Source organism: Pseudomonadota bacterium (assembly GCA_027624955.1).
Taxonomy (GTDB): Bacteria; Pseudomonadota; Alphaproteobacteria; order UBA828; family UBA828; genus PTKB01.
The window spans coordinates 25,383-50,178 of record JAQBTG010000014.1 but is presented as its reverse complement, the minus strand read 5'-3'; the positions used below and the strand labels follow the sequence as shown (position 1 = coordinate 50,178).

Genomic DNA, 24,796 nt, shown 5'->3' with positions numbered 1-24,796 from the left:
GACGGCAACGGTTCAAATCTCGGCCGCACGCGAACTTGCTTGGCGGCTTGGGAACACACAGGTCACCGTCGTGCCTTTTTCGAGAGCCGAGTCCAAGGTCACGGAGCCGCCATGCAATTCGACGAAATTCTTGACCAACGACAAGCCAAGCCCGGTACCGCCCTGGCGCGCCAGCGGATTGTCGGCCTGCCAAAACCGCTCGAATGCTTGGCCATGTTCCCCACCGGCAATTCCCACGCCGGAATCAGACACCCAGACATGGATGTCATGGCCCTCGCGCCGTGCGCCCAGCGTCATCGATCCGCTTGCCGGTGTATATTTTGTCGCGTTGTTCAGGAGGTTGAAGATTATCTGTTTAATCCGCCGCTCGTCGGCTTCCATCTGGCCGATGTCAGGATCGCAGTCGAACGCGACCTGAAGCTGTTTGGAGCGCACGCGTTCCTGGAGCAGATTAAGCATGCTCAATAAGGTTGCATGCACATCGATCGATTCGATCTCCAACACCATCAGGCCGGCCTCTATGGTGGCTAAATCGAGGATGTTGTTGATCAGCGACAGCAATTGCTGAGAGGATTGCAGAATGCCCGAGACATATTCCTGTTGGCGCTCATTGAGCTGGCCGAAATATTGATTGGCCAAAATTTCGGTAAAGCCGATAACCGTATTGAGCGGCGTGCGCAGCTCGTAAGAAACATTGGCGATAAATTCGGATTTGAGGCGATCAGCGGCTTCCAACGCCTGCGCGCGGTCGCGCAGCGCACGCTCAACTTGAAAGCTGTCAGTGATATCGAGATAGGTGATCAGCGTCGCGCCGTCAGGCAGCGGCACATAAGTGCACTCCAGCACTTTCTGATCGCACCGCTCGAGCCGCATCGTCGATCGCTCACGCTCACTGATCCGCGCAATATGAACGGTTTTATAATTTTCCCAATCGTCGCCGCCATCGATAAATTTGCGCGACATTTCGGTGATTTCGGCTATATGCGGCTCGCCGACCAATTGCTCCTGACTGAGTTCCCACAGGGTCGCGAAGCCGGGATTTGACAGTTTGAGCTTGCCGTCAGCGCCAAACACGGCAACCGCCTCGAACAGATTGTCGAGTGTCGCGCGCTGCACCGCCGTCAAAGTGCTGTAGGAGCGCTCCAGAGTGTATCTATCGGTGACGTCCTGCGACATGAACTGCAGGCCGCCAAACGGATGCGGCAGTACGACATGGCGCAGGGTCGAGCCGTCCGGCAGGTGCAGCAATTCCTCTTCGGGCTCGGTGACGCTGGTAAAGAGATCGTTCGTCCGTTTCTTATAGAGACGCCAATCGGCCTGCTCGGGCAGGCGCCGCCGCTCACGCTGTGCTTCCAGCACTTCGGACAAGGTCGGCTCGCCGCTCAGCCAACCCTCGTCGAGATCAAACAATTTGACGAATTCACTGTTGAAAAATATCAGGCGCGTATCGGCCGCATAGACGGCGATTGAGGTGTTGAGCGACTGCAAGACTTGCGCGTGCGCCTCGATGTGGCGCTTGAGATCGGCCTCGGCTTGTTCCAAGTCGCTGATATCGTGCGCCCAGCCAACGGTTCCGCCGCCATCACTGCCACTGGGGCCAAGAGGCGATTCGACAATGTCCAGATAGCGGCGCTCGCCGCCAACCACAACATGGTGGCGGGCGCGATTTACCATGCGGCCCTGCACGACCGCTTGCGCGAGCGCGCGCGCTTCTACCCGCCCGACGCCGGAGATCAATTCGGGACCATGCTCTCGTTGCACGCGGCGCGGCGACGAATCGACGTGCCGCGCGTAGGATTTGTTGCACCAGCTTAAATCCAAATTGGCGGCGCGTTGCCATATGGGCATTTCAACGGCATCGAGAAGGAGCCGCAAATGGTCGATCTCGGCGCTCAATTCGGCGCTTTGCGCGCGTTCGTGGGAGCAATCGCGCAGGATTAGCGTGATGTCGCCGGCGCCGGCGACAAAGCCGTTGACCGCATATGTCTCGCCGTCGATCCGTCCGGCGCAACGCAGAGACAGCGATTTTCCGTTCTCAACCAGGCCGTCAATTGCGGCGAAAAGCTGGACGCAATCCTCAGCCGACAATAGTTCGCCTAGGGCCTCCTTAAAGCTTTCCCGCGTGGCCGCGCCTTTGCCGCCGGGGTTCTGAACGTTGAGGATGTGAATGCCGGCGGTCTTTAGCTCGGATTCGAGCATGCGCCGCGCGCTAAACGCCGTTTTTTGCAGTTCTGCGCCGGTGATGCGTTGCTGCAAAAGCCCGGCGCGGAAATGGATCGCCGCTGCGAATGCAAGCAAAGCGACACCGCCCACGCCAAGGAGCGCCGCGTCATCGGCTTGCCAGGCTGCGAATGCGCCCTTGGCAGCCAGAGCGACAGCCAGAAACATAAATCCAGCCATCGTCCGGCGCACAGCGCTGAGGGCTCCGTGAGCTGTCATAGACAGACCAATGTTAGGGGTCAACTGAATGCCAAACAAGATACCGCATGCCCAGTTTGATCTACCTCAAAGCGTGCTGCGTGGATTTCGGTTGAAATGGGCAACATTGTCGGCGCGACACTGCTGCGCCGAGCAATTTATGGTGAATATACTTTTAAGGAGAGAAGCAATGACTTGGGATCTCGCCTTGCCGCTACTGATCATGCTTTCGACCGGTATCGTTGGTGTTCTGATCTGGTACAGCGCACGCAAAATTATGTTAGACCCGCGCGCCGACGATCATACGGACTCTCTTCCGGAGGGCGGGGATTAAGGTGCGCGGGCCCGCCCGGCGGGCCCCTATCCTTAACCCAGAACGGTTGCCATACCGTTAATAACGGTAGTGATCGGACTTGAAGGGACCATCCGCGGACACACCGATATATTTGGCCTGTTCATCGCTTAACTTGGTGAGCTTGACGCCGAGCTTGTCCAAATGCAGCGCTGCGACTTTCTCATCGAGATATTTGGGCAGGGTATAGACCTTGTTCTCATACATCCCGTTGTTGGCCCAAAGTTCCATCTGCGCCAACACCTGATTTGAAAAAGAGGTGCTCATAACGAAACTGGGATGGCCGGTAGCACAGCCCAAATTCACCAAGCGGCCCTTAGCCAGCACGATCAAACGCTTGCCATCGGGAAATTCGACCTCGTCGACCTGCGGCTTGACCTCGTGCCAGGGGTAATTCTGCAGCTCGGCGATCTGAATTTCAGAATCGAAATGGCCGATATTGCAGACGATGGCGCGGTCCTTCATCTGGCGCATGTGATCGAGGGTAATCACATCCAAATTGCCGGTCGCGGTGACGAAGATATCGCCCCGGGATGCCGCATCGTCCATGGTGGTGACCTCATAGCCCTCCATCGAAGCCTGCAGGGCGCAGATCGGATCGACCTCGGTCACCAACACTCGAGCGCCTTGGCCGCGCAGCGAAACCGCACAGCCTTTGCCAACGTCGCCATAGCCGTTCACCACCGCTATTTTCCCGGCCAGCATCACGTCGGTCGCCCGTTTGATGCCGTCCACGAGGCTCTCGCGGCAGCCGTAGAGATTGTCGAATTTCGACTTGGTGACGGAATCATTGACGTTGATGGCTGGCACCTTGAGGGTGCCGGCTTTTTCCATGTCATAGAGGCGCAGCACGCCGGTGGTGGTCTCTTCCGAGACTCCCTTGACCGCGGCCATCTGGTCGCCATAGCTGTCATGCAGAATCTTGGTCAGATCGCCGCCATCATCGAGGATCATATTCACCCGCCAGCCGTCCGGTGCTTCGATGGTTTGCTTGATGCACCATTCATATTCTTCTTCGGTCTCGCCCTTCCAGGCGAACACCGGCACGCCGGTGACGGCGATCGCCGCCGCCGCGTGATCTTGGGTCGAGAAGATATTGCAGCTTGACCACCGCACCGTCGCGCCGAGCGCCGTCAATGTCTCGATGAGGACGGCGGTTTGGATGGTCATGTGCAGGCAGCCGAGAATGCGCGCGCCGGAAAGCGGTGCGGCGGCGCCAAATTCCTGGCGCAGCGCCATGAGGCCCGGCATTTCAGTTTCCGCGATGGCGATTTCCTTGCGGCCCCAATCGGCGAGCGAAATGTCTTTGACCTTGAAATCGGTAGCGTCCGACATGGAATATTCTCCGGCGTAGATGGCTGAGGGTTTGACGAGGGTGGCGGGCACCAAAACGGCGCTCCTGCCGCGCGCGGCGTTGTAACACCGCCGCCCGTGGCACACAAGGCGCACACGGCGGAAAATCGGTTATTTGACGGCTATTCGAGGGTGTTAAAATCGTCCAGGAGCGCAGCTATGATGCCCGAATCGGATTGTTCCATGATTTGTTCGGCGCGCCGCTGTGCATCCGACATTTCAAGGCCCAGGACGCGCTGCTTGACGCGCGGCAAATTGGGCGCGGACATTGAAAGGTCGCGCAATCCCAAGCCCAACAGCAGCGCCGTTAAGCGTGGGTCGCCCGCCATTTCACCGCATAGATTAACCGGAATTCCGGCAGCGGCGCCGGCTTGCGCAGTATATCTGATAAGCCGCAGTACGGCCGGGTGCAGCGGGTCATAAAGATGCGCCACCTGCTCGTCTCCGCGGTCGGCGGCCAGGGTATACATGGTGAGGTCGTTGGTACCGATGGAGAAATAATCGCAATTCTTGGCCAGGCTGTCGGCGGTCAATGCGGCGCCCGGCGTCTCGATCATGATGCCGAGTTGGGGCAACGGGTCCGACATGGCCGCGCGCTTGCGCTCCAACCGCCGGACCACCTTATCCATTGCTTCGCGGACACGCTTGATCTCGCTCGAAGTATTGATCATCGGCAGCAGGATGCGGAGTTTGCCATGCGCGCTCGCACGCAACATGGCAGCGAGTTGGGTTTCGAGCAATTTGCGCACTTTGAGAGATAGGCGGATTGCGCGCAGACCCAATGCTGGGTTGGCGCTTGGACTGATATGCTCGCCCAGAGAATAGGCTAGTTTGTCGCTGCCCACATCGAGGGTGCGCACGGTTACGGGGTGGCCTTCCATGCCTTCGAGGATGTCCCTGAAGGCAACATATTGCTCGTCTTCGCTAGGCAATGTATCGCGGTTCATATAAAGGAATTCACTGCGCAGCAGGCCGACGCCTTCGGCGCCGACTTGACGGGCCAAGGCCAATTCAGAGGGCAATTCCAAATTGCACTGCAATGTTATGCGCACTTCATCGCGGGTCATGGCAGGTACGCTGCGCAAACGCTCAAGCTGGCGCTGGCGCCTGGCAAGGGCTTCGCGCCGGCGCTCGAAGCGGGCGATGGTTGCCGCGCTTGGATTGACGATCACCGTGCCGCGCACGCCGTCGACGACAATTATATCGCCCGGCCGCACGTCATGCACAAGGTTGGGGACGCCCAAAACCGCCGGCAGCCCGAGCGAGCGCGCCATGATCGTGGTATGCCCTTCGGCGCCACCGAGGGCGGATGCGAATCCGCCGACGATCGCCGGATCCATCAACGCTGTATCCGCTGGTGTAATTTCCTCGGCAATGATAATTGAGCCCGGCACCAAGCCCGAGAAGGCCTGATAATCCGCTTTGGTTAAATTGCGAACCAGGCGGGCGCTGACTTCACGCACCTCCTGAATCTTGCCGGCGAGATAGGTATCCTCAATCTCCGCGAAGGCATGACCGATTTGCGACAACTCGGCCTGCACGGCCGCTTCGGCGTTAAGCTTGTCCTTGCGAATGCGGTCTTCGACACCGCGGACAAGGCGCGAGCCGGCCAGCATTTGGCGGTGCGCTTCGAGCAGATAGGTCAGTTCCTCCGCCGCCGCCCCGGACAGCGCCGACGCCTTAATGCGCAATTTCTCGACCTGCTTAATCGAAAATTGTACGGCGCCATCAAAACGTTTTAGCTCGGCGTCGATGTCGGTGACGCAATAGTCGGGCACATCGATCAGGCCGCGCTCCATCACATGCGCCGGGCCAATCGCGATGCCGGCGGACACGCCCAATCCTGAATATTTCAGTTCCGCCAACACCGGAGCGGCAGCGCCATCGCCAGCGGCGTCGGCAAGCTCAGGCCGGCCCTTGCCGTGGACTGTCTCGTCAATCTTCATCGAATTTATCGTCTACCAATTTGAGCAATGCCGCGAGAATCTCTGCGGTCTCACGACCTCTAGCTTCCAGCGTAATTTCAGTTCCCGGCGCCGCGGCCAGCATCATCAAGCCAAGAATCGAGGTGCCGGAGACCCGGTTGCCATTGCGAATGACCCAGACTTCGGCATCGAAGGCACCCGCCATACGCACGAACTTTGCCGCGGCGCGGGCGTGCAAGCCCAAGCGGTTGGCAATCAGACAGGTACGCCGTTCGAATTCGCCAGGCGCCTGCGCGCCTTCGCCGTGACTGCTCATGAGCCGGCCGGCGCCAAGGCGTTCACTGCTTTTCCCCCTCCAACAGGCTGCTCGCCACGTTGATATATTTTCGCCCGGCCTCCTGAGCCAGAGCGACGGCTTCGGACAAATTATTCTCGCCGCGGACGCTGGCCAGCTTGATCAGCATCGGCAAGTTCATCCCGGCGATGACCTCCACCTTCGCCTGATCCATCACCGAGATGGCGAGATTAGACGGGGTGCCGCCGAACATATCTGTCAGCAGGATAACGCCATGGCCATCATCGACTTCGCTGATGGCGGCCAGGATATCCTTACGCCGGACTTCCATATCGTCATCGGCGCCAATACAAACGGCGCGCGTGTTCGGCTGGCGGCCGACCACATGTTCCGTCGCGGCGACAAATTCCTCAGCCAAACGGCCGTGGGTTACCAACACCAGCCCGATCATTTCTTCCCCCAGACAATTTCATACCGCGCGCGCTACGTTTCAGATCCGCGCGAACGGTCGCTTCCCTCAATTAGAGCGCCGCGCCGTGCTAAACGCCCGATCCCGTTTCCGTCGGCTGCGGGCCGCCTTCCAGATCGCGGTGGCGGACGCCGACTTGGCGGCCGGATTTCTTGAGCGCTTCGGCGACGCGTTCGGCGACGAATACAGAGCGGTGACGCCCTCCCGTGCAACCCACCGCAATCGTCAGATAGGACTTACCCTCACGCTCATAGGCGGGCAAGAGCGATATCAGCATGTTCTTCAGACTAGCAAAAAACGTGGCGTAGGCCGAGTCCGCCTCGATATGCCTGCCGACGGCCAAATCCAGGCCGCTCAGGGGACGGAGATTGTCCTGATAATGCGGGTTGGACAGGAAGCGCACGTCGAACACCAAATCCGCATCCGCCGGCAGGCCGCGCGGATAGGAAAACGACATCACAAAGACGCTGAGTTCAGGCTGGCGGGCCGGCGCGAAATGGCCCACCAACAGGCGGCGCAAATCGCGGATGCTGAGTTCAGTCGTATTGATCGTCAAATCGGCGCGGCGGCGCAGCCAATCGAGGCGCTCGCGCTCGCGCCGGATGCCGTCGATAACCGGGCGATCTGCGGCCAGCGGATGGGGCCGTCGAGATTCGGTAAAGCGGCGGCGCAAGGCTTCGTCGTCGCCGTCGAGGAACAGCAGCGTGACCTCCACATCGTCGCGGTCCAGCAAAGGCGCGATATCATGCTCAAAATGCTCCAGGTCGAACTGCCTGGTGCGCACATCCACACACAGCGCCAGTGGCCTGTTGAGCGGGGCGGCAGGTGCCTCTCCGGGTGCGTCTTCAGGCGCCGAATCCATTGGGCGGACGAGATTGGAAAGCAGCGACAACGGCAAATTGTCGACCACTTCATAGCCACTGTCTTCAAGCACTTTCAGCGCCGTGCTCTTGCCGGCGCCCGACATTCCAGTGACCAGCAAAAGGCGGCGGCGCGGCGGCGCTGTGGCGGCTGTGGCGCTCATGCCGGCCTCGCCAGGCGCGGCGCCAGGTCTTCGACCAACGCCTCACCGCGGGCCAGCATCGCGCATGTCATGCGGAGTTTAGCCGGCGCCGACGCCTCGAACGGCATCACGGCGATGCGCGGCAATTCAATGCCTTCGATGGTGCAGCGCGCGGGCGGCGGCAAGCGTTCGATCTGATCGGCAGGGACGAGATCGGCGACCAGCACAAGCGCCACGCGTGGCAGATAGTGCAGCTGCATCAGGCCAATTCCGCGAATTTCGATCAGCCCCGCAAGCGCCGGTGGCGGCGCGGCAAACAGGGTACCGTCTTCAGGCTGGCAGAGCACTTGATCGTCAGCGACGAGCGCGCCGCCGCCATCGATCAGGCGCAGCGCCAAATCCGATTTTCCAGCGCCGGAGGGCCCCCGCAGCAGCACGCCCTGGCCCGCCAGCGCAACACAGGTTGCGTGGCTGATTTGCATGTTGCCGACAAAGTGAAACGCCGCCAGCGTGCTGTCAATCCGTGTAACGACGGATCAAGCGGCGGACGCCTCGGCAGTTTGGGTGAGCAGCGCGAAAAGTGCTTCAGCATGCTCCGATCCGCGCAGGCGGGTGCACACATCATCATCGCGCAACAGCCGCGAAATGCGTGCTAGGGCCTTCAGATGATCAGCGCCGGCGCCTTCGGGCGCGAGCAGCAAGAAGATTAAATCGACTGGCTGTTCATCGATCGCCTCGAAATCGACCGCTGCGGGCAATCGCGCGAACACACCGTAAAGCCGATTGATATCGCCGAGTTTGCCGTGCGGAATCGCGATGCCTTTGCCGACGCCGGTCGAGCCCAGACGCTCGCGCTCCAAGAGCACGTCAAAGATTGTGCGCTCGTGAATGCCGGTCTCCTTGGCGGCCACGGCGGCCAATTCCTGCAGCAGCTGTTTTTTGCTGCCCGCCTTGAGATTGGCGAGCACGCCCTGCAACGACAGGATATCCGTTATTTCCATGCTTGCGCCTCCGGCGCGCTATTCGGCTGTCGAAATCTGCGGATCAATCCAGCCGATATTTCCGTCGGGCCGGCGATACACCACATTCATGGCGCCATGGCTACGATTGAAAAATATCAGCACCGGCAATTCCGCCAAATCCATCCGCATGACCGCCTCGCTGACCGTCAATTCGGCGATCTCGGTCGAGGTCTCAGCGACGATAACGGGCGACAAACCTTCGGGCTCAGCGCTTTCATCGTCATGTTCCAGCTCCGATTCGGCCGCAATCACATATTGCTGAGCGAAAACCGCCGCCACATCCACGCTCCGGCTCCGGCCACGGTGATGATCGCGCAGACGGCGCTTGTACCGCCGCAGGCGCTTTTCAACCCGCGCGGCGGCGATATCGAAGCATGCGAATATCTCATCCGCTTCGCCCTGGCCCTGCAGCGTGATGCCCGAACCGACATGAACGGTGATTTGGGTCTCGAAGTTTCTTTTGCCGCTTTCGAACACCACGTGCGCATCGATCGCGGTGGTAAAATACTTGCTGATCGCGGAATCGAGACGCTCGCGCACATGTTCGCGCAGGCGATCACTGACCCGGACATGTCGGCCCTTGACGGTTAACTGCATGGCTAAAATCCCTTCACGCGACCCGGCGCGCATGTGATCGAATTATTCGACTGACCGCTCCGGGTCTGAAGGCGGCAGCAACATAGTTCCGCGCCCGAAGCGAGTCAATAGGCGCGCCAGAGGCTCGCCAGAGCCTGCCGGAGGCCCGATATTTCGGACATTTTGTAGGTATCTCAATGGATTATATCATAATCCACGGGCCGCTTTGGCCAATTCCCTGCGGCGCCGTTGCGACGAAGGGATGTGCATCGCGTCGCGGTACTTAGCCACCGTCCGGCGCGCGATATCGACTCCGGATTGGTTGAGAATTTCGGCGATTCGGTCGTCCGATAAGACGTTGGCGCCGGTCTCGCCGGCAATCAACTCGCGCACGCGATGACGCACCGCCTCGCTGGAATGCGCCGCGCCACCGGCGCTGCTGGCCAGGCTGGCGGAAAAGAAAAATTTGATTTCGTAGGTGCCGCGCGGCGTGCCGATATACTTATTGTTGCTGACGCGGCTGACCGTGCTTTCATGCACGCCGACAATCTCGGCAACCATGCTCAATGTGAGCGGCCGCAACTGCTGCACGCCGTGGGTAAAGAACGCTTCCTGTTGGCGCACCAACTCGGTGGCGACTTTTAAAATCGTCCGAGCGCGCTGATCGAGCGCGCGCACCAGCCAATTCGCATCTTGATAGCAATTTGAAATAAAGCTGCGCGCCGCGCTGTCGGTCGCGCAGTCGCGCAACTCGACATGGTAGCGATTGTCGATCATGACGCGCGGCAAGGTCTCGGTATTGAGTTCCACGCTCCAGCCACCGCCGGGCGTTGGACGGACAAATACGTCGGGCACAATGGTTTGCGCGATGTGATGATCGAAGGCCGCGCCGGGCTTGGGATTGAGGCGCTTGATCTCGGCCACCATGTCGGCCAAATCTTCTTCATCCACGCCGCATAATTTCATTAAACCGGTCGCGTCGCCGGCCGCCAAGCGATCGAGATTCTCGATCAGCGCGGCCATGGCCGGGTCGAAGCGTCCGACGTCGCGTAGCTGAATGGCCAAGCATTCGCCGAGATCGCGGGCTAAGACGCCGGGCGGATCAAAGCCGTGCAATATGCTCAATACGGATTCGATGCGCTCCGGCGCGCAGTCGAAACGTGCGGCCACAGCGCCGAGATCGCCCACGAGATAGCCGGCATCGTCGACCAGATCGATGAGCGCGCTGCCGATCAGCTTGTCGGAAGGTTGGGAAATTTCGATGCCGAGTTGGGCCAGGAGATGTTCGCGCAGGGTGCTGGGCGCTGATTCGGCCTGTTCGATTCCGTCCGTCATTGTCTCGGAGCCGGCACCCCGCGCCGGCAACGAGGCGCCATGCCGCCCCATCTGGTCGGCTTCGCTACCGGGCACGCCACCGGACGCGCCGCCGGATGCGCCACCGCCCGACCAATAATCGTCGGAGCTTAAATCAATGTCGGCAAGTTCCTCGCCCGCGGGCATGTCGGCATTTCGCGCCAATGCTGAATCTGATGCCATCGGGTCGCTATTCGCTGCTTCGCCGTCGCCCGCCACGGGGGATTCGCTTTCCGAAATCGCGCCGTCCTTGCGCTCGAGCAGCGGATTTTTCTCAAGCTCGCCATCAATAAAGGCCGAGAGCTCGATATTGTTCAGCTGAACCAGTTTGATCGACTGCTGCAATTGCGGCGTCATGACCAGTGACTGGCCCTGCCGCATCTCCAGCCGGGGTATCATCGCCATTCGAGCAACAATCCCTACATTTGGAATCGGTCGCCCAGATACACCCGGCGGACTTCTTCGTTGCTCACGATATCAGAGGGTTTGCCCTCCATCAGAACGGCGCCTTCATAGAGAATGTAGGCACGGTCGACGATCCCCAGGGTTTCGCGCACATTATGGTCGGTCAGCAATACGCCGATGCCACGATGCTTGAGATGCGCCACCAATTCACGAATTTCCGCCACGGCGATGGGATCGATGCCAGCCAAGGGTTCGTCCAACAACATGAAGCTCGGCTTCGAGGCCAGTGCGCGGGCGATTTCCACGCGCCGGCGCTCACCGCCTGAAAGCGCCAATGCCGGCGTCCGGCGAAGATGGCTGATGGAGAATTCGGCGAGCAATTCATCCAACAGGGTCTCGCGTTTCTCGCGCACAGGTTCAACGACCTCCAACACGGCACGAATATTGTTTTCGACTGAAAGGCCGCGAAAAATTGAAGCTTCCTGCGGCAAATAGCCGATTCCCAGCCGCGCACGGCGGTACATCGGGAGATCGGTAATGTCATGGCCGTCCAAGTGAACCGAGCCATACTCGGAAGCAATCAACCCGGTCATAATATAGAAGCATGTTGTCTTCCCGGCGCCGTTCGGACCGAGCAGGCCAACAGCCTCGCCGCGCCGCACATAAAGGCTCACATCGCGCAAAACCGGACGCTTTTTGAAGCGCTTGCCGAGATTATGCGCGGCCAGCCCCTTGCTTTCGGCCACCAGTCGCGGCTCTCTGCCCTGTGCGCCGCCATTGTTAGTTTGGATAACCGAATCCTCTTTGTTGGGATTGGCTCTGATCATAGCGCAAACTGGTTAATTATTTTTCTTTTTCGGCACAAACAGCCCACGCACCCGCTCGCGCTCGCCATCAACAGCCGTTGCGCTTAGAACTTTACTTTGGCCAGTCGCCAAATCGAGCTCCAATTGTTCGCCCTGGATGATGTTGTCGCCCTGCGTAAGTACCACTTGCCCGGTCAGCCAAATTTTCTCGTTGTCGACATCGTAAATGCCCCGCGCACCCTGCGCCGTCTCGTCGGGCGATGAGACGAAGACATTACCTTCGGCATCGATCTGCGATATTCCCTGCTGGTCCGGGTTCTCTTTGTTGGCGCGGTAATGGACGATAAGCATGTCAGCCCTGAGCAACATGTCGCCCTGGATCGCATCGACATCGCCACGGAATATCGCCAGGTTTTCGGTCTGGCGAACTTCCAGGGTGTCGGCAGTAATTTCGATCGGCGCCTGGCTGTTATGGCTGCCGTTCAATTGGTCGAGCTGCGCAGCGGCTGGGGTGAAAGCGGCGGCGAAGACGAACCCCGCCAAGATCAGTGATAGGACCAATCGAGCTCTCATACCGTCATCCCCGCCCGCCGGGAAATACAGTCATCCTCACGCCCCCCCCGAAGAACATAGCTTGTGCGTTGTCATCCAGAAAAAAATTTCCGGCTTGCAGCAGGCCGAGCGGCCCTTGGCCATCCAGCGGCGTATCACCATCGGCGGTGCGCGCCGCAAGATCGACATGCGCCCGCGCGGTGTGAAATTCATGGCCCTGATCTGAAAAAATCGAAACATCGCCGGCCAAATCCAAATAGCGCTCGTCGCTCTGATACAGCCCCTCATGCGCTGTCAGCGACAGCCATTGGCCGCTGCTATCGTCGATGAACACATCAGCGGAGATATTCTGCAAACTCACCAGCGGCGAGTTCGGTTGCGGCTGGCTCGCTTCGGCGGCGGTCACCGTATAGGGCTGGTTTTGATCGTCCACGCCGAGGTAACGGGCATTGACCATGCGCAGCGAGCCATCGAGATCAGGCGCATCGCTGAACAATATGCGAAAGCCTTGTTCGCGCCCGGACGCCAGCGGCCATACGATGATCAGACCCAGCAACAACAAAGCGCCAAGCGGCAGCGCATAGCGCATGAAGCCAACAAAATTGCTGTAGCCGACGGTCCGCCCAGCGGCGCCCTTGTGGCTTCGCACCTGCAAGCCGGCGAGGCGGGGGACCGGGTTGGCCGTCGCGCCGGTAAATGGGCCGAGGGGTGGGTCGGTCGGCGGCAAGGCACCTCCGTCTCCCGAACTTGCGGTCATGTAATGCCAGCTCGCAGGCAATCATGAATATGCAGAATGCCGACCGGCGTTTTGCCATCGGCAACGAAAAGGCCAGTGATCTTGCACTCGTTCATCACGCGCACCGCTTCAGCCGCAAGCGCATCGACACGAATTGTTTGCGGATTGGCCGTCATGAGATCGCATGCCCGCCGCTCGAGCAGGTCGTCGGTAAGATTGCGGCGCAAATCTCCGTCGGTCACGATACCCAGAAGATCGCCGGCCGCGTCGATCACGCCGACGCAGCCAAAGCGTTTCGCTGTCATAACGATGAGCGCCTCCGCCATAACCGTGTCCGCACCGACCAGCGGAAGATCATCCGCGCCGTGCATGATATCGCGCACACACACCAAGCTTTGGCCGAGCTTTCCGCCAGGATGAAATACATGGAAATCGGTTTCGGAAAACTGCTTGCGTTCGAACAGCGCCACTGCCAAAGCGTCGCCAAGCGCCAACGTCATCGTCGTCGAAGTTGTTGGCGCGAGGCCGAGCGTGCCAGCTTCGGGCTCGTCCGCCGTAATCAAGGCCACGTCGGCACGGTCGCCCAACGTGCTTCCCGCCCGCCCGACGATGGCGATTAGCGGGATTTCAAAGCGCTTGGAAAAATGCACCAAGTCGCTCAATTCGGTGGTTTCACCGGAATTGGATAACGCCAATAGCGCATCGTCACGGGTAATCATGCCGAGATCGCCATGGCTTGCCTCCGCAGGATGCACGAAGATCGCCGGCGCACCGGTGGAGGCGAGCGTTGCAGCAATCTTACTTCCGATATGGCCGCTTTTGCCCATGCCCGAGACAACGATCCGCCCTTTGGTGCGTGCGAGAATTTCCACCGCGACGGCAAAATTGGCGTCCAATTCCTTTGCCAAACGAGACAAGGCACGGGCCTCCAGTTGGAGGACCCGACGGCCGACGGTCAAGTCGCGATTCTCCTCCAAATCGCCACGCTCCGCCTCGGACACAGCCTTCTTCGTTGGCACGTTCATATCGAACATTCGCGAATTGGTTCGTGCGCCTGGCGCAAAATTATTCGCCGACGACACCTAATTGCTTGGAACATACTCGCTTCCGCGGAAAATTTAACCGAATATTCGTTGCTGGCGATCGAGAAAATGGCGCTTACAATGCATAATCGCACGGCGCGCCGACGGCGCGATAGACCGGATTGGCGATCTGTTGCACCGTCCTCGCAAGTTGAGTAGCGTGCAGCGCCCGTTCAAACACCTATTTGGCGTCGGGAAACAAAATAGCAAGTGGATCAATTTGATGGCTGCGGCGCGTCAAAATAAATCTAAATCCGGATCGAACTCTTCCGGCCCCGATTCTACCAACCCCATTTCTCCAGGCTATGCGGCCTCCGGGGTTAGTAGCGATCAAGCGGAGGCCGGACTTGGGCGGCTGGTCGAACATATCAAATCGACATGGACCTTGAGCGATGCGCCAGTCCAGCTCGACCTCGGCTATTTCGCCAACGTCATCGACGTGGCCGGCATGGGAATCGCTATTTGCACCGATGGTATCGGCTCCAAGGCGTTGATCGCGCAAATGCTCGGAAAATACGACACAGTGGGCATCGATTGCGTGGCGATGAACGTCAATGATCTGATTTGTGTCGGCGCCACGCCGCTCAGCATGGTCGACTATGTGGCCGTGGAAAGCGCCCAACCAGATATGCTGGAAGCGATCGGCGCGGGCCTGGCGGAAGGCGCCCGGCAGTCCAATATTTCCATTTCGGGCGGTGAAATCGCTCAGCTCAAGGACATTATCAAAGGTCATGCGCCGGGGCTCGGGTTCGACCTCGCCGGCACTGCGATTGGCCGCGTTGATCTCGACAAGGTAAACCTCGGTGAGACGGTGCGAGCCGGAGACGTCATTATCGGTATCACGAGCAACGGCATTCACAGCAATGGCCTCAGCTTGGCGCGCCGAGCGCTGTTTGAGGTCGCCGGCTATGACGCCACAACCCATCTCGACGAACTCGGCTGTAGCGTTGGCGAGGAGTTGCTGCGGCCAACCTATATTTATGTTGCCGAAGCGCTCGATATTCTCGACCGCGTCGACGATGTCGGCGCGTTGATCCACATCACCGGCGATGGGTTTTTGAACCTCACCCGCGTCAAGGCCGATGTGAGCTTTGTCATTGACGATCTACCGCCTGTGCCGCCGTTGTTTGGGCTGATCGAGCGCATCACCGGCGCCGCCGCGATGGAGATGTATCACGTGTTCAATATGGGCATCGGCTTTTGCTTGGTGCTTCGCCCGGAAGCCGAGGCGCAGGTGCTGGACATCATCCGCGGCCATGGCAAGGCCTGCCAACGCATCGGCTATGTCAGCGATGGCCGCGCCGGACACGTTAAAATCGAGCCGGCCGGGATTGAGATGATACGCTGAATCATCGCGCCGTTTAGGCGCGGCTTAGACGTCGCGTGGCCTAGTGGTGAAAGATGTCGACCTCGTCCCACCCGGCGAGATCGAGGCGCGCGCGATGGGGCAGAAAATCGAAGCAGGCCTGGGCTATTTCGGTGCGCCCTTCGCGGGCCAACATGCGATCGAGAATATTTTTGATATCATGCAAGTGGAGAACATCGGACGCGGCATAGGTTTGTTGCTCGGGGGTCAGTTCCGCCGCGCCCCAGTCCGAGGACTGCTGCTGCTTAGACAATTCGACACCGAGCAACTCGCGGCACAGATCCTTGAGGCCGTGACGGTCGGTATAGGTGCGCACCAGTTTGGACACAATTTTGGTGCAATAGACGGGCTGGCACGTGACGCCGAGATAGCGTTCGAGGATGGCCACGTCGAAGCGCCCGAAATGAAACAATTTGAGCACCTTGGGATCGCCGAGAATGGCCTTCAGATTGGGCGCTGAATAATCACCGGGCGGCAGAAAATGCACGAGATGGCAATCACCGTCGCCGCGCGACATCTGCACCACGCAGAGGCGGTCGCGATGCGGCTGAAGGCCCATGGCCTCGCTGTCGATCGCGACGCTGTCGCCGAAGGCGAGACCCGGCGGTAAATCATTGATATGCAAATGTATGGCCATCCCGGTCTTGGGTAGCCGGGTGGTTTCAGCCTGTCAACCCGAATCGCCGGCTTGATTTCCGCTGGCAGCCGGGCCTGAAGTATCCTAAGTAGGAGCTTCATCATGAAAGCGGCGACGGTATGAGCAAACGCGTTGTGACGGTTTTTGGCGGTTCTGGATTTCTCGGCCGTCACCTGATCCAAAAATTGGCGCAGGACGGTGCACGCATACGGGTCGCGGTGCGGCGTCCGGAATTCGCCGGATTTCTGCGTCCCATGGGCGACGTCGGACAGATCGCCTTGATCCAGGCCAATGTGCGCGACGATGTATCGGTGGCGCGCGCCATCGAGGGCGCAAGCGAAGTGGTGAATTTATCAGGCATTCTGGTGCAACGCGGGCGCCAGCGCTTCGCCGAAGTCCATGCGCGCGCGCCCGGTCGCATTGCCCGCGCCGCGGCGGCAGCCGGCGTCAATAGACTGGTCCATATTTCCGCTATCGGCGCCGACGCCGGGGCCAATTCAGCCTACGCCCGCAGCAAAGCTGCAGGCGAGCAGGCGTTGCGCGCGGCTTTCCCGCGGGCGACGATCCTCCGGCCCGCAGTCATGTTCGGTCCGGAGGATAATTTTTTTAATAAATTCAGCGCATTGGCGCGAATTTCTCCATTCCTTCCGGTGTTCTTCAAGATTCGCCAGCGGCCCAAATTCCGCATCGAAGGGCTTTATCTAATCCCCGAAATCGAGGCCGGAACAACGCGTATGCAGCCAGTGCATGTGAGCGACGTCGGGCATGCCGTGGAGCGCGTACTGAGCAGTGGTTCAGGCGAATGTGACGGCAAGACCTATGAATTAGGCGGGCCGACGATATACAGCTTCCGCGAATTGATGGAATTGGTGGCGCGCGAAACCCACTATAAGCGCCTGCTCGTGCCGGTTCCCTATATCGCCGCCGATGTCCTTGGCTTCTTGGCGCAGTTCCTGCCCGAACCACCGTTTTCAGTGGATCAAGCAAAGATGCTGCGTGCGGACAATGTGGTGGCAGAGGGCGCGCTGACGCTCGGCGATCTTGGCATCGCGGCGAGCCCGGCAGAAATGATCCTGCCAACCTATCTGCACCGCTTTCGCCGTGCGCGCACGGATTCGAGCGCTGAGGCGCATTCCTGAACAGACATCTAGAGCATGTCAGGTTCGCTTGCCCTCACCCGGCACGCTCTATCTCTTTACAATTGAAGCAAATGCGTCGTCGCAGGTGATTCCACCTGCTCGGGATTTGCTCTAGGCGCCGAACGACCAGTCGAAGCCGTAGTAAAGCACCAGCAACACGACGCCTAGAAACAGGCGATAGATGACGAACGGTGTGAAGCTCACACGCTTCAACATGAACATTAACACCGCGATCGAGAACAGCGCCGTCACGAACGCAATCGCGGCCGCGAGGCCGGCGTCTCCCGTGATGATCGGCTCGCCCGATTGCACCATATCGCGCGCCGCCACCGCGCCTGCCGCGACAATTACCGGAATCGACATCAGCATCGAAAACCGTGCTGCTTCACCGCGCTCGAATCCTAAAAAGCGCGCTGCCGTCATGGTGATACCGGAGCGGCTGGTGCCGGGCACCAGCGCCAGGACCTGCGCCGCGCCGATGATGAAGGCGCTGCCAATGGTCATATGCTCGATCCGCCGCACCGTCATGCCGACGCGGTCGGCGATCCACAACAGCACGCCGAAAATGAGCATGGTCCAGGCAACGATCAGGGAAGAGCGGAATAGATCTGGGGCGAACGTGACCAGCAGGGCGCCGGCCACGAGCACCGGCGGCAGGGAAACCAACAGGTGGATGCCGAGGGCCCGTCCGGCCCTGCGCTCCGGCCGCCGACCGCCGGCGAAGCCCGCCAGAATCGCCCAAATATCGCGACAAAAATAGACCAGCACCGCGCCTAGCGTGCCGACATGGACAGCAATATCGATATTACTGCCCTGGTCCTGCCAGCCGGCCAAATGCGGCAGCAAGACAAGATGCCCCGAGGAGCTGACCGGCAAAAACTCGGAGATACCCTGGACGATCGCCAAAATGACAATGTGCAACAACAGCACGATGCAAATAGCCTGTGTGTAATAAATTTCAGCGGAAATTCTTGTGCTGAACGGTTATATCACATTGTACTCTAAGGATAATTGGTAATTCGCACATAGTTCGCGTGGGGTAAATTATGGTGTGTCCGAATTTGGCCTGCATATGAAACAGTCATAGAAACGGACTAAAATCGCGAAATCTAATTTTTCTGATTTTAATGATTTTAATTACTGGTGGCCGAACGGCCCATCTAAGTCAGCATTTCTGACTTAGATTCTGTTTTTTCTCGCATTTGCTCAATTTCTCCGCTAGATTGCCGGTCCATATGCGGCGCCTGGAGAGAATTGCCGGCTGCTTCACCAAAAAACCAGTCACCGCGACAACAGAGGCTAGCGGGCGCTATATGCTTAAATTCGTCGATATTGCGGCTAAACGGCCGGACAAGCGCGATCCCAAGGAGCGCCGCGAAGACTGGAATGAGGTCTATCGCGACTACGTGCCTGGGAGTGCATTGGAGCAGGCCTCGCGTTGCTCGCAATGCGGCGTACCGTTCTGTCAAATCCATTGTCCAGTTCAGAACAATATCCCCGACTGGCTCATGTTGACCGCCGCTGGGCGCCTGCAAGAGGCCTATGAGATCTCTTCGGCGACCAATAATTTTCCCGAGATTTGTGGCCGCATCTGCCCGCAGGATTTGCTGTGTGAAGGCAATTGCGTGATCGAGAAGGGGTTCGAGTCGGTCACCATCGGTGCTGTCGAGCGCTATATCACCGACACCGCGTTTGCCGAGGGTTGGGTCAAGGCGGTCCGCCCGACGGTTGAGCGGCCTGAATCGGTGGGCATTATCGGCGCCGGGCCGGGCGGCTTGGCGGCTGCGGAAATGCTGCGCCAGCAGGGCTATCAGGTGCATGTCTATGATCGTTACGACCGCATCGGCGGGCTGCTGATCTACGGCATTCCGAATTTCAAACTGGAAAAACATATCGTCGAGCGGCGCGCCAATTTACTGATCGAAAGCGGCGTCGAATTCCATCTGCAATTCGAAGTCGGCCGCGATGCCACGCTGGCCGATCTCCGCGCCCGCCACGATGCCGTACTGATCGCCACCGGCGCCTACGCGGCGCGCGAGATCAAGGTGCCCGGCGTTGGCCTCGATAACATCTTCAAGGCGATGGATTATCTCACCGCGAGCAACCGCAAGGGGCTGGGCGATGCAGTGCCGGAATTCGACGACGGCACCTTGAATGCCGCCGGCAAGAATGTCGTGGTTATCGGCGGCGGCGATACGGCGATGGATTGCGTGCGCACGGCAATCCGCCAAAAGGCTAAATCCGTCACCTGCCTCTACCGCCGTGACCGGGCCAACATGCCGGGCTCGCTGCAAGAGGTCACCCATGCCGAGGAAGAGGGCGTCTCGTTCGCCTGGCTATCGGCGCCCGAAGCCTTTGTCGGCGAAGATGCTGTGGCGGGGGTGCGCGCGGTGCACATCCATCTCGGTGTGGCCGATGCGTCCGGCCGTCAGACGCCGCAGCCGATTGCCGGCTCGAGCCACACCCTGCTCGCTGATCTCGCGATCCAGGCACTTGGTTTCGATCCAGAGGATTTGCCGGTGCTGTTCGACGCGCCGGAGCTCGAGATAACGCGCTGGGGCTCGGTCAAGGTCGACTGGCGTTCGATGATGACCAATCTCGACGGCGTCTTTGCCGCCGGCGATATCGTGCGCGGCGCCTCGCTCGTCGTCTGGGCGATCAAAGATGGGCGCGATGCGGCGGCCGCCATTCACCGCTATATCGGCGCCGGCGCCATGCCGCTGGCGCAAGCGGTTTAAGGGGCGGCGGACGATGGCACAGCAAGCCAAGCACGAAAGCGGCAGCCAATTTATCGCCAACTGGCGCGACAATGCCGAGCGCCTGGAACGCGATGGCCTGTACCGCGCGGCGGACGAGCGTGATTCCTGCGGCGTTGGCTTGATCGCATCGCTCGACGGCAAACCGCGGCGTGATGTGGTCGAAGCCGGCATTGCGGCGCTCAAGGCGGTGTGGCACCGCGGCGCCGTCGACGCCGACGGCAAGACCGGCGACGGCGCCGGCATCCATCTCCAAATCCCTCAGGATTTTTTCAAGGAGCATGTCGAAGATACTGGCCATCGGCCCAAGGAAGGCCGCCTGGCGCTCGGCATGATCTTTCTGCCGAAGACCGATATGGGCGCGCAGGAAACCTCGCGCGGTATCGTCGAGAGCGAGATTCTACGCTTCGGCCACGGCATTTACGGCTGGCGCCAGGTGCCCATCGACTATGCGGTGATCGGTGAAAAAGCCAACGCCACGCGCCCCGAGATCGAGCAAGTGATGATCTCCAACGATCGCGGCGTCGATGAGAATCAATTCGAAATCGACCTCTACATCATCCGCCGGCGCATCGAGAAAATCGTCCTCGAGCACCATATCAAGGAATTCTACATCTGCTCTTTGAGCTGCCGCACGGTGGTCTATAAGGGCATGTTCCTGGCCGAGCAGCTCACCGCCTTCTATCCCGATTTGCTAGACCAGCGTTTTGTCTCGAATTTCGCTATTTTTCATCAGCGCTATTCGACCAACACCTTCCCCACTTGGCGCCTCGCGCAGCCCTTCCGCATGCTTGCCCATAACGGCGAAATAAACACCATCAAGGGCAACTCCAATTGGATGAAGAGCCACGAGACGCGTGCGGCGAGCGAGGTGTTCGAAGAATATAATGACGAGATTTTCCCGCTCATAGAGCCCGATGCCTCCGATTCCATGGCCCTCGATTCGGTCATCGAGGCCTTGGTGCACGCCGGGCGGCCGATGCCCGCGGCGCAGTGCATGGTGGTGCCCGAATCCTGGTCGCACCGCCCGCATATGCCGCAAGCGCATCGCGACCTCTTCGCCTATTGCAATTGCGTGATCGAACCATGGGACGGGCCGGCGGCGCTGGCGGCGTCGGACGGTCGTTGGGTCATCGCCAGCATGGACCGCAACGGTCTTCGTCCGCTGCGCTATACCGTCACCACCGACGGCCTTCTCGTCGTCGGCTCGGAAACCGGCATGGTGCCGATTGACGAAGCCCAGGTGATAGAAAAAGGCCGTCTGGGACCGGGCGAAATGATCGGCGTTCAATTGGAAGAAGGCCGCTTCTATCACGACCGTGAACTCAAGGACATGCTGGCGGCGCGCCACCCTTACGGCGAGTGGGTCAAAAAGATCGTCGAGATCGACAGCCTGATCGGCTCGGAAAAGGAACCGGTGACCTACACCGCTGAGGAACTGCGCCATCGCCAGCGCACATTCGGCTACTCCATGGAGGAGTTGGAGGTGATCCTCCATCCGATGGTGGAGGATGGCAAGGAACCGGTCGGCTCGATGGGCGACGATACGCCGCTCGCCGTGTTGTCACGGCAGTATCGCGGCATGCAACATTTTTTCCGGCAGAATTTCAGCCAAGTCACAAATCCGCCGATTGATTCGTTGCGCGAATATGGCGTCATGAGCCTCAAGACGCGGCTTGGAAATTTGGGCAACATGTTCGGTGAAAGCGCCGCACAAACCGATATCCTGCTGCTCAACTCGCCGGTGCTCACCAATGCGGAATTTGCCGCCATGCACCGCTATATGGGCGACAAGGCGGCCTGGGTCGATTGCACCTTCGAGGCCGGTGAGGGCCACAATGAATTGACCGAGGCCATGATTCGCATTCGGCGCGAGGCCGAAGACGCGGTCCGCGGCGGCGCCGTGCATTTGGTGTTGAGCGATGAAAACACCTCATCCGATCGCGCAGCCGTGCCGATGATCCTCGCCGCCGGCGGCGTGCATAGCCATTTGGTGCGGCAGAAACTGCGCACGTTCACCTCGATCAATGTGCATTCCGGCGAATGCCTGGATGTGCATTATTTCGCCGTACTCATCGGTGTCGGCGCGACCACGGTGAACGCTTATCTGGCTCAGGAGAGCATCGCCGATCGTCAAGCGCGCGGCCTGTTCGGCAATCTCAGCCTAGATGAATGCTGCCAACGCTACCGCGCCGCCGTTGATGCCGGCCTGCTGAAGATTCTTTCGAAGATGGGCATCTCGGTGCTCGGTTCCTACCGCGGCGCCTATAATTTCGAGGCTGTCGGCCTGTCGCGCGCCCTGGTCGCCGAATTCTTCCCCGGCATGAGCTCGCGCATCTCCGGCATTGGTCTCTCTGGCATTAAAGAGCGCGTCCTCAAGCTGCATTATCGGGCACATGAAGGAACGCGCACGACACTCCCGGTGGGCGGCCTTTATAAGGCCAGAAGCTCGGGTGAAGTGCATGCCTTTGACGGCCGCCTCATTCATATGTTGCAGCATGCCGTGGCCAGCGATTCATTCGCGACCTATAAAAAATATTCGGCCGGCGTGACCGACATGCCGCCAGTTCATGTGCGCGACCTGTTGGATTTTAAGCGCCACGGCGAACCGATTGCCGTGGAAGAAATCGAATCGATCACCGAGATCCGTAAGCGTTTTATGTCGGGCAGCATGTCGCACGGCGCCTTGTCGCGCGAAGCGCATGAGACCCTGGCCATTGCCATGAACCGCATCGGCGCCGCTTCCTGCTCAGGCGAAGGTGGCGAGGATCCGTCGCGCTACGAACCGCGCGCCAATGGCGACAATGCAAGTTCAGCCGTCAAGCAGATCGCATCCGGGCGTTTTGGCGTCACGGCGGAATATCTCAACCGCTGCCGTGAAATCGAAATCAAGATGGCCCAGGGCGCCAAACCGGGCGAGGGCGGCCAGCTTCCTGGCTTTAAAGTCACCGAGGAAATCGCTCGCTTGCGTTGCGCCACGCCCGGCGTAACGCTGATTTCCCCGCCGCCGCACCACGATATCTATTCGATCGAGGATCTGGCGCAGCTCATCTACGACCTCAAACAGATCAATCCGCAAGCCAGGGTGTCGGTCAAGCTGGTGGCGGAATCCGGCATCGGCACCGTCGCCGCCGGCGTTGCCAAGGCGAAAGCGGACATCATTTTGATTTCCGGCCATGACGGCGGCACCGGTGCGGCGGCACAGTCTAGTCTTAAATATGCCGGCGTGCCGTGGGAGATGAGCCTGGCCGAAATCAACCAGGTCCTGACTCTGAATCGCCTGCGCCACACGACCACACTTCGGGTGGATGGCGGCATCAAGACCGGGCGCGACGTGGTCATCGCCGCCATGCTCGGCGCCGAGGAATTCGGCATCGGCACCGCCTCGTTGGTCGCCATGGGATGTATCCTGGTGCGCCAGTGCCACTCAAACACCTGCCCGGTGGGTATCTGCACCCAAGACGAGGCGCTCAGAGCCAAGTTTGGGGGCTCGCCGGAGAAGGTCGTCAATCTGTTCAGCTTCATCGCCGAAGAAGTGCGCGAGATTTTGGCGTCTCTCGGTGCGCGCACGCTGAATGAGATCGTCGGGCGCAGCGATTTACTGCGTCAAGTAAGCCGTGGCAGCCGCGATTTGGACGATCTCGACCTCAATCCGATATTGGTACAGGCCGATCCCGGCGGCTTCGCCCGGACGTCTACGCGCGAAGGCCGCAACGAGGTACCGGAAAGCCTCGACGAACAGATGATTCGCGATGCCGGCAATGCGCTCGAAGTGCCGGAAAAAATGCAACTCGCTTATACGGTGCGCAACACCGACCGGGCGATTGGCGCCAAGCTTTCCTCCCACCTGACGCGACGCTTCGGCATGACCGGCCTGTCGCCAAATTACTTCACCGTGCGCATGCGCGGCGCAGCGGGCCAATCGCTCGGCGCCTTCGCGGTGCAGGGCCTAAAGCTCGAAGTCATCGGCGAAGCCAATGATTATGTCGGCAAGGGGCTTTCGGGCGGCACCATCTCGCTCCGGCTGGCAACCTCCAGCCCCCTCATTTCCAACGAAAACGCCATCATCGGCAACACGGTGCTGTACGGCGCCACGGCCGGCAAGCTGTTCGCCGCGGGCCAAGCGGGTGAGCGTTTCTGTGTGCGCAATTCAGGCGCCAGTGCGGTGGTCGAAGGCTGCGGCTCGAACGGCTGCGAATATATGACCGGCGGCGTCGCCGTTATTCTCGGGCCGGTGGGCGATAATTTTGCTGCCGGCATGACCGGCGGCATGGCCTTCGTGTATGACACAGACGGCAGTTTCGAACATCGGGTCAATGCAGATTCAGTGATTTGGCAGCGCATACAAAGCCGCTATTGGGAGGGCGTTTGCCGTGACCTTGTGCGCGAACATTATAGCGAGACACAGACCCGCTTTGCTGAACGCCTGCTGGCGGATTGGACGCTTGAATCGGGCAAATTCTGGCAAATCTGCCCGAAGGAAATGATCTCGCGCATCGAGCATCCGTTGAGCGACGAAGCATCGGCACAATCCGCCTGATTGGCCGATAG

At 59.7% G+C, this 24,796-nt stretch carries 21 protein-coding genes; 5 read left to right on the top strand and 16 right to left on the bottom strand.

Features of this window, described 5'->3' with window-relative positions:
• Nucleotides 1-12: 12 nt before the first annotated feature.
• Nucleotides 13-2,439, bottom strand: coding sequence for a PAS-domain containing protein (locus tag O3A94_07350; protein ID MDA1356069.1), 2,427 nt, complete (start codon nucleotides 2,437-2,439; stop codon nucleotides 13-15).
• Between the two features lie 169 nt (nucleotides 2,440-2,608).
• Here O3A94_07350 and O3A94_07345 point away from each other — a divergent pair, with 169 nt between their 5' ends.
• Nucleotides 2,609-2,752, top strand: coding sequence for a hypothetical protein (locus O3A94_07345; GenBank protein MDA1356068.1), 144 nt, complete (start codon nucleotides 2,609-2,611; stop codon nucleotides 2,750-2,752).
• 57 nt (nucleotides 2,753-2,809) lie between these two features.
• On the opposite strand, the gene ahcY is transcribed toward O3A94_07345, so the two are convergent.
• From ahcY to O3A94_07280, 13 genes are all read right to left on the bottom strand, one after another.
• Complete coding sequence (gene ahcY / locus O3A94_07340) at nucleotides 2,810-4,105, bottom strand: adenosylhomocysteinase (GenBank protein ID MDA1356067.1); 1,296 nt, start codon at nucleotides 4,103-4,105, stop codon at nucleotides 2,810-2,812.
• Nucleotides 4,106-4,245: 140 nt separating this feature from the next.
• Nucleotides 4,246-6,069, bottom strand: a complete 1,824-nt coding sequence (gene ptsP / locus O3A94_07335) for a phosphoenolpyruvate--protein phosphotransferase (protein MDA1356066.1) — start codon at nucleotides 6,067-6,069, stop codon at nucleotides 4,246-4,248.
• Nucleotides 6,059-6,364 carry an HPr family phosphocarrier protein gene (locus O3A94_07330; protein MDA1356065.1) on the bottom strand — a complete coding sequence of 102 codons (306 nt, stop codon included), beginning with the start codon at nucleotides 6,362-6,364 and terminating at the stop codon, nucleotides 6,059-6,061. The genes ptsP and O3A94_07330 overlap by 11 nt, the downstream gene beginning before the upstream one ends.
• Nucleotides 6,365-6,386: 22 nt before the next feature.
• A complete protein-coding gene (locus O3A94_07325; protein ID MDA1356064.1) occupies nucleotides 6,387-6,794 on the bottom strand; it encodes a PTS sugar transporter subunit IIA in 408 nt (135 codons plus the stop codon).
• 88 nt (nucleotides 6,795-6,882) lie between these two features.
• Nucleotides 6,883-7,836 carry an RNase adapter RapZ gene (gene rapZ / locus O3A94_07320; protein ID MDA1356063.1) on the bottom strand — a complete coding sequence of 318 codons (954 nt, stop codon included), beginning with the start codon at nucleotides 7,834-7,836 and terminating at the stop codon, nucleotides 6,883-6,885.
• Nucleotides 7,833-8,297 (bottom strand): HPr kinase/phosphatase C-terminal domain-containing protein, encoded by a 465-nt coding sequence (locus O3A94_07315; protein MDA1356062.1) that lies wholly within the window; start codon nucleotides 8,295-8,297, stop codon nucleotides 7,833-7,835. Before O3A94_07315 ends, rapZ begins: the two co-directional genes overlap by 4 nt.
• A gap of 54 nt (nucleotides 8,298-8,351) precedes the next feature.
• Entirely contained in the window at nucleotides 8,352-8,816 is a 465-nt protein-coding gene (gene ptsN / locus O3A94_07310; protein ID MDA1356061.1) for a PTS IIA-like nitrogen regulatory protein PtsN, read from the bottom strand.
• A gap of 18 nt (nucleotides 8,817-8,834) precedes the next feature.
• On the bottom strand, nucleotides 8,835-9,434 hold the full coding sequence (gene raiA, locus O3A94_07305) for a ribosome-associated translation inhibitor RaiA (GenBank protein ID MDA1356060.1): 600 nt from the start codon (nucleotides 9,432-9,434) through the stop codon (nucleotides 8,835-8,837).
• A 186-nt stretch (nucleotides 9,435-9,620) separates the two neighbouring features.
• Nucleotides 9,621-11,171 carry an RNA polymerase factor sigma-54 gene (gene rpoN / locus O3A94_07300; protein ID MDA1356059.1) on the bottom strand — a complete coding sequence of 517 codons (1,551 nt, stop codon included), beginning with the start codon at nucleotides 11,169-11,171 and terminating at the stop codon, nucleotides 9,621-9,623.
• A gap of 14 nt (nucleotides 11,172-11,185) precedes the next feature.
• A complete protein-coding gene (gene lptB, locus O3A94_07295) occupies nucleotides 11,186-11,998 on the bottom strand; it encodes an LPS export ABC transporter ATP-binding protein (protein ID MDA1356058.1) in 813 nt (270 codons plus the stop codon).
• 12 nt (nucleotides 11,999-12,010) lie between these two features.
• Nucleotides 12,011-12,550, bottom strand: coding sequence for a lipopolysaccharide transport periplasmic protein LptA (lptA, locus tag O3A94_07290; GenBank protein ID MDA1356057.1), 540 nt, complete (start codon nucleotides 12,548-12,550; stop codon nucleotides 12,011-12,013).
• A 4-nt stretch (nucleotides 12,551-12,554) separates the two neighbouring features.
• On the bottom strand, nucleotides 12,555-13,286 hold the full coding sequence (gene lptC / locus O3A94_07285; GenBank protein ID MDA1356056.1) for an LPS export ABC transporter periplasmic protein LptC: 732 nt from the start codon (nucleotides 13,284-13,286) through the stop codon (nucleotides 12,555-12,557).
• Entirely contained in the window at nucleotides 13,283-14,290 is a 1,008-nt protein-coding gene (locus tag O3A94_07280) for a KpsF/GutQ family sugar-phosphate isomerase (GenBank protein MDA1356055.1), read from the bottom strand. Before O3A94_07280 ends, lptC begins: the two co-directional genes overlap by 4 nt.
• Nucleotides 14,291-14,570: 280 nt before the next feature.
• On the opposite strand from O3A94_07280, the gene purM reads away from it, so the two are divergent.
• On the top strand, nucleotides 14,571-15,695 hold the full coding sequence (gene purM, locus O3A94_07275; GenBank protein ID MDA1356054.1) for a phosphoribosylformylglycinamidine cyclo-ligase: 1,125 nt from the start codon (nucleotides 14,571-14,573) through the stop codon (nucleotides 15,693-15,695).
• Between the two features lie 40 nt (nucleotides 15,696-15,735).
• Here the strand turns inward: purM and O3A94_07270 are convergent, their stop codons facing one another.
• Nucleotides 15,736-16,350, bottom strand: a complete 615-nt coding sequence (locus O3A94_07270; protein ID MDA1356053.1) for a ribonuclease D — start codon at nucleotides 16,348-16,350, stop codon at nucleotides 15,736-15,738.
• Nucleotides 16,351-16,469: 119 nt separating this feature from the next.
• On the opposite strand from O3A94_07270, the gene O3A94_07265 reads away from it, so the two are divergent.
• Nucleotides 16,470-17,489 carry a complex I NDUFA9 subunit family protein gene (locus O3A94_07265; GenBank protein ID MDA1356052.1) on the top strand — a complete coding sequence of 340 codons (1,020 nt, stop codon included), beginning with the start codon at nucleotides 16,470-16,472 and terminating at the stop codon, nucleotides 17,487-17,489.
• Nucleotides 17,490-17,600: 111 nt separating this feature from the next.
• Here the strand turns inward: O3A94_07265 and O3A94_07260 are convergent, their stop codons facing one another.
• Nucleotides 17,601-18,419, bottom strand: coding sequence for an undecaprenyl-diphosphate phosphatase (locus O3A94_07260; protein ID MDA1356051.1), 819 nt, complete (start codon nucleotides 18,417-18,419; stop codon nucleotides 17,601-17,603).
• A gap of 383 nt (nucleotides 18,420-18,802) precedes the next feature.
• On the opposite strand from O3A94_07260, the gene O3A94_07255 reads away from it, so the two are divergent.
• Both O3A94_07255 and gltB read left to right on the top strand, forming a co-directional pair.
• Entirely contained in the window at nucleotides 18,803-20,227 is a 1,425-nt protein-coding gene (locus tag O3A94_07255) for an NAD(P)-dependent oxidoreductase (protein ID MDA1356050.1), read from the top strand.
• Between the two features lie 13 nt (nucleotides 20,228-20,240).
• On the top strand, nucleotides 20,241-24,785 hold the full coding sequence (gltB, locus tag O3A94_07250) for a glutamate synthase large subunit (GenBank protein MDA1356049.1): 4,545 nt from the start codon (nucleotides 20,241-20,243) through the stop codon (nucleotides 24,783-24,785).
• Nucleotides 24,786-24,796: the final 11 nt, after the last annotated feature.

What these genes read in the sequence shown, in the direction of transcription:
- purM (MDA1356054.1), top strand. Translation starts at nt 14,571, where the DNA reads ATGGCTGCGGCGCGTCAAAATAAATCTAAATCCGGATCGAACTCTTCC.
- O3A94_07270 (MDA1356053.1), bottom strand. Translation starts at nt 16,350, where the DNA reads ATGGCCATACATTTGCATATCAATGATTTACCGCCGGGTCTCGCCTTC.
- O3A94_07265 (MDA1356052.1), top strand. Translation starts at nt 16,470, where the DNA reads ATGAGCAAACGCGTTGTGACGGTTTTTGGCGGTTCTGGATTTCTCGGC.
- ahcY (MDA1356067.1), bottom strand. Translation starts at nt 4,105, where the DNA reads ATGTCGGACGCTACCGATTTCAAGGTCAAAGACATTTCGCTCGCCGAT.
- ptsP (MDA1356066.1), bottom strand. Translation starts at nt 6,069, where the DNA reads ATGAAGATTGACGAGACAGTCCACGGCAAGGGCCGGCCTGAGCTTGCC.
- O3A94_07350 (MDA1356069.1), bottom strand. Translation starts at nt 2,439, where the DNA reads ATGACAGCTCACGGAGCCCTCAGCGCTGTGCGCCGGACGATGGCTGGA.
- lptC (MDA1356056.1), bottom strand. Translation starts at nt 13,286, where the DNA reads ATGACCGCAAGTTCGGGAGACGGAGGTGCCTTGCCGCCGACCGACCCA.
- rpoN (MDA1356059.1), bottom strand. Translation starts at nt 11,171, where the DNA reads ATGGCGATGATACCCCGGCTGGAGATGCGGCAGGGCCAGTCACTGGTC.
- raiA (MDA1356060.1), bottom strand. Translation starts at nt 9,434, where the DNA reads ATGCAGTTAACCGTCAAGGGCCGACATGTCCGGGTCAGTGATCGCCTG.
- O3A94_07315 (MDA1356062.1), bottom strand. Translation starts at nt 8,297, where the DNA reads ATGCAAATCAGCCACGCAACCTGTGTTGCGCTGGCGGGCCAGGGCGTG.
- O3A94_07280 (MDA1356055.1), bottom strand. Translation starts at nt 14,290, where the DNA reads ATGAACGTGCCAACGAAGAAGGCTGTGTCCGAGGCGGAGCGTGGCGAT.
- O3A94_07330 (MDA1356065.1), bottom strand. Translation starts at nt 6,364, where the DNA reads ATGAGCAGTCACGGCGAAGGCGCGCAGGCGCCTGGCGAATTCGAACGG.
- O3A94_07345 (MDA1356068.1), top strand. Translation starts at nt 2,609, where the DNA reads ATGACTTGGGATCTCGCCTTGCCGCTACTGATCATGCTTTCGACCGGT.
- rapZ (MDA1356063.1), bottom strand. Translation starts at nt 7,836, where the DNA reads ATGAGCGCCACAGCCGCCACAGCGCCGCCGCGCCGCCGCCTTTTGCTG.
- lptA (MDA1356057.1), bottom strand. Translation starts at nt 12,550, where the DNA reads ATGAGAGCTCGATTGGTCCTATCACTGATCTTGGCGGGGTTCGTCTTC.
- gltB (MDA1356049.1), top strand. Translation starts at nt 20,241, where the DNA reads ATGGCACAGCAAGCCAAGCACGAAAGCGGCAGCCAATTTATCGCCAAC.
- lptB (MDA1356058.1), bottom strand. Translation starts at nt 11,998, where the DNA reads ATGATCAGAGCCAATCCCAACAAAGAGGATTCGGTTATCCAAACTAAC.
- ptsN (MDA1356061.1), bottom strand. Translation starts at nt 8,816, where the DNA reads ATGGAAATAACGGATATCCTGTCGTTGCAGGGCGTGCTCGCCAATCTC.
- O3A94_07325 (MDA1356064.1), bottom strand. Translation starts at nt 6,794, where the DNA reads ATGATCGGGCTGGTGTTGGTAACCCACGGCCGTTTGGCTGAGGAATTT.
- O3A94_07255 (MDA1356050.1), top strand. Translation starts at nt 18,803, where the DNA reads ATGCTTAAATTCGTCGATATTGCGGCTAAACGGCCGGACAAGCGCGAT.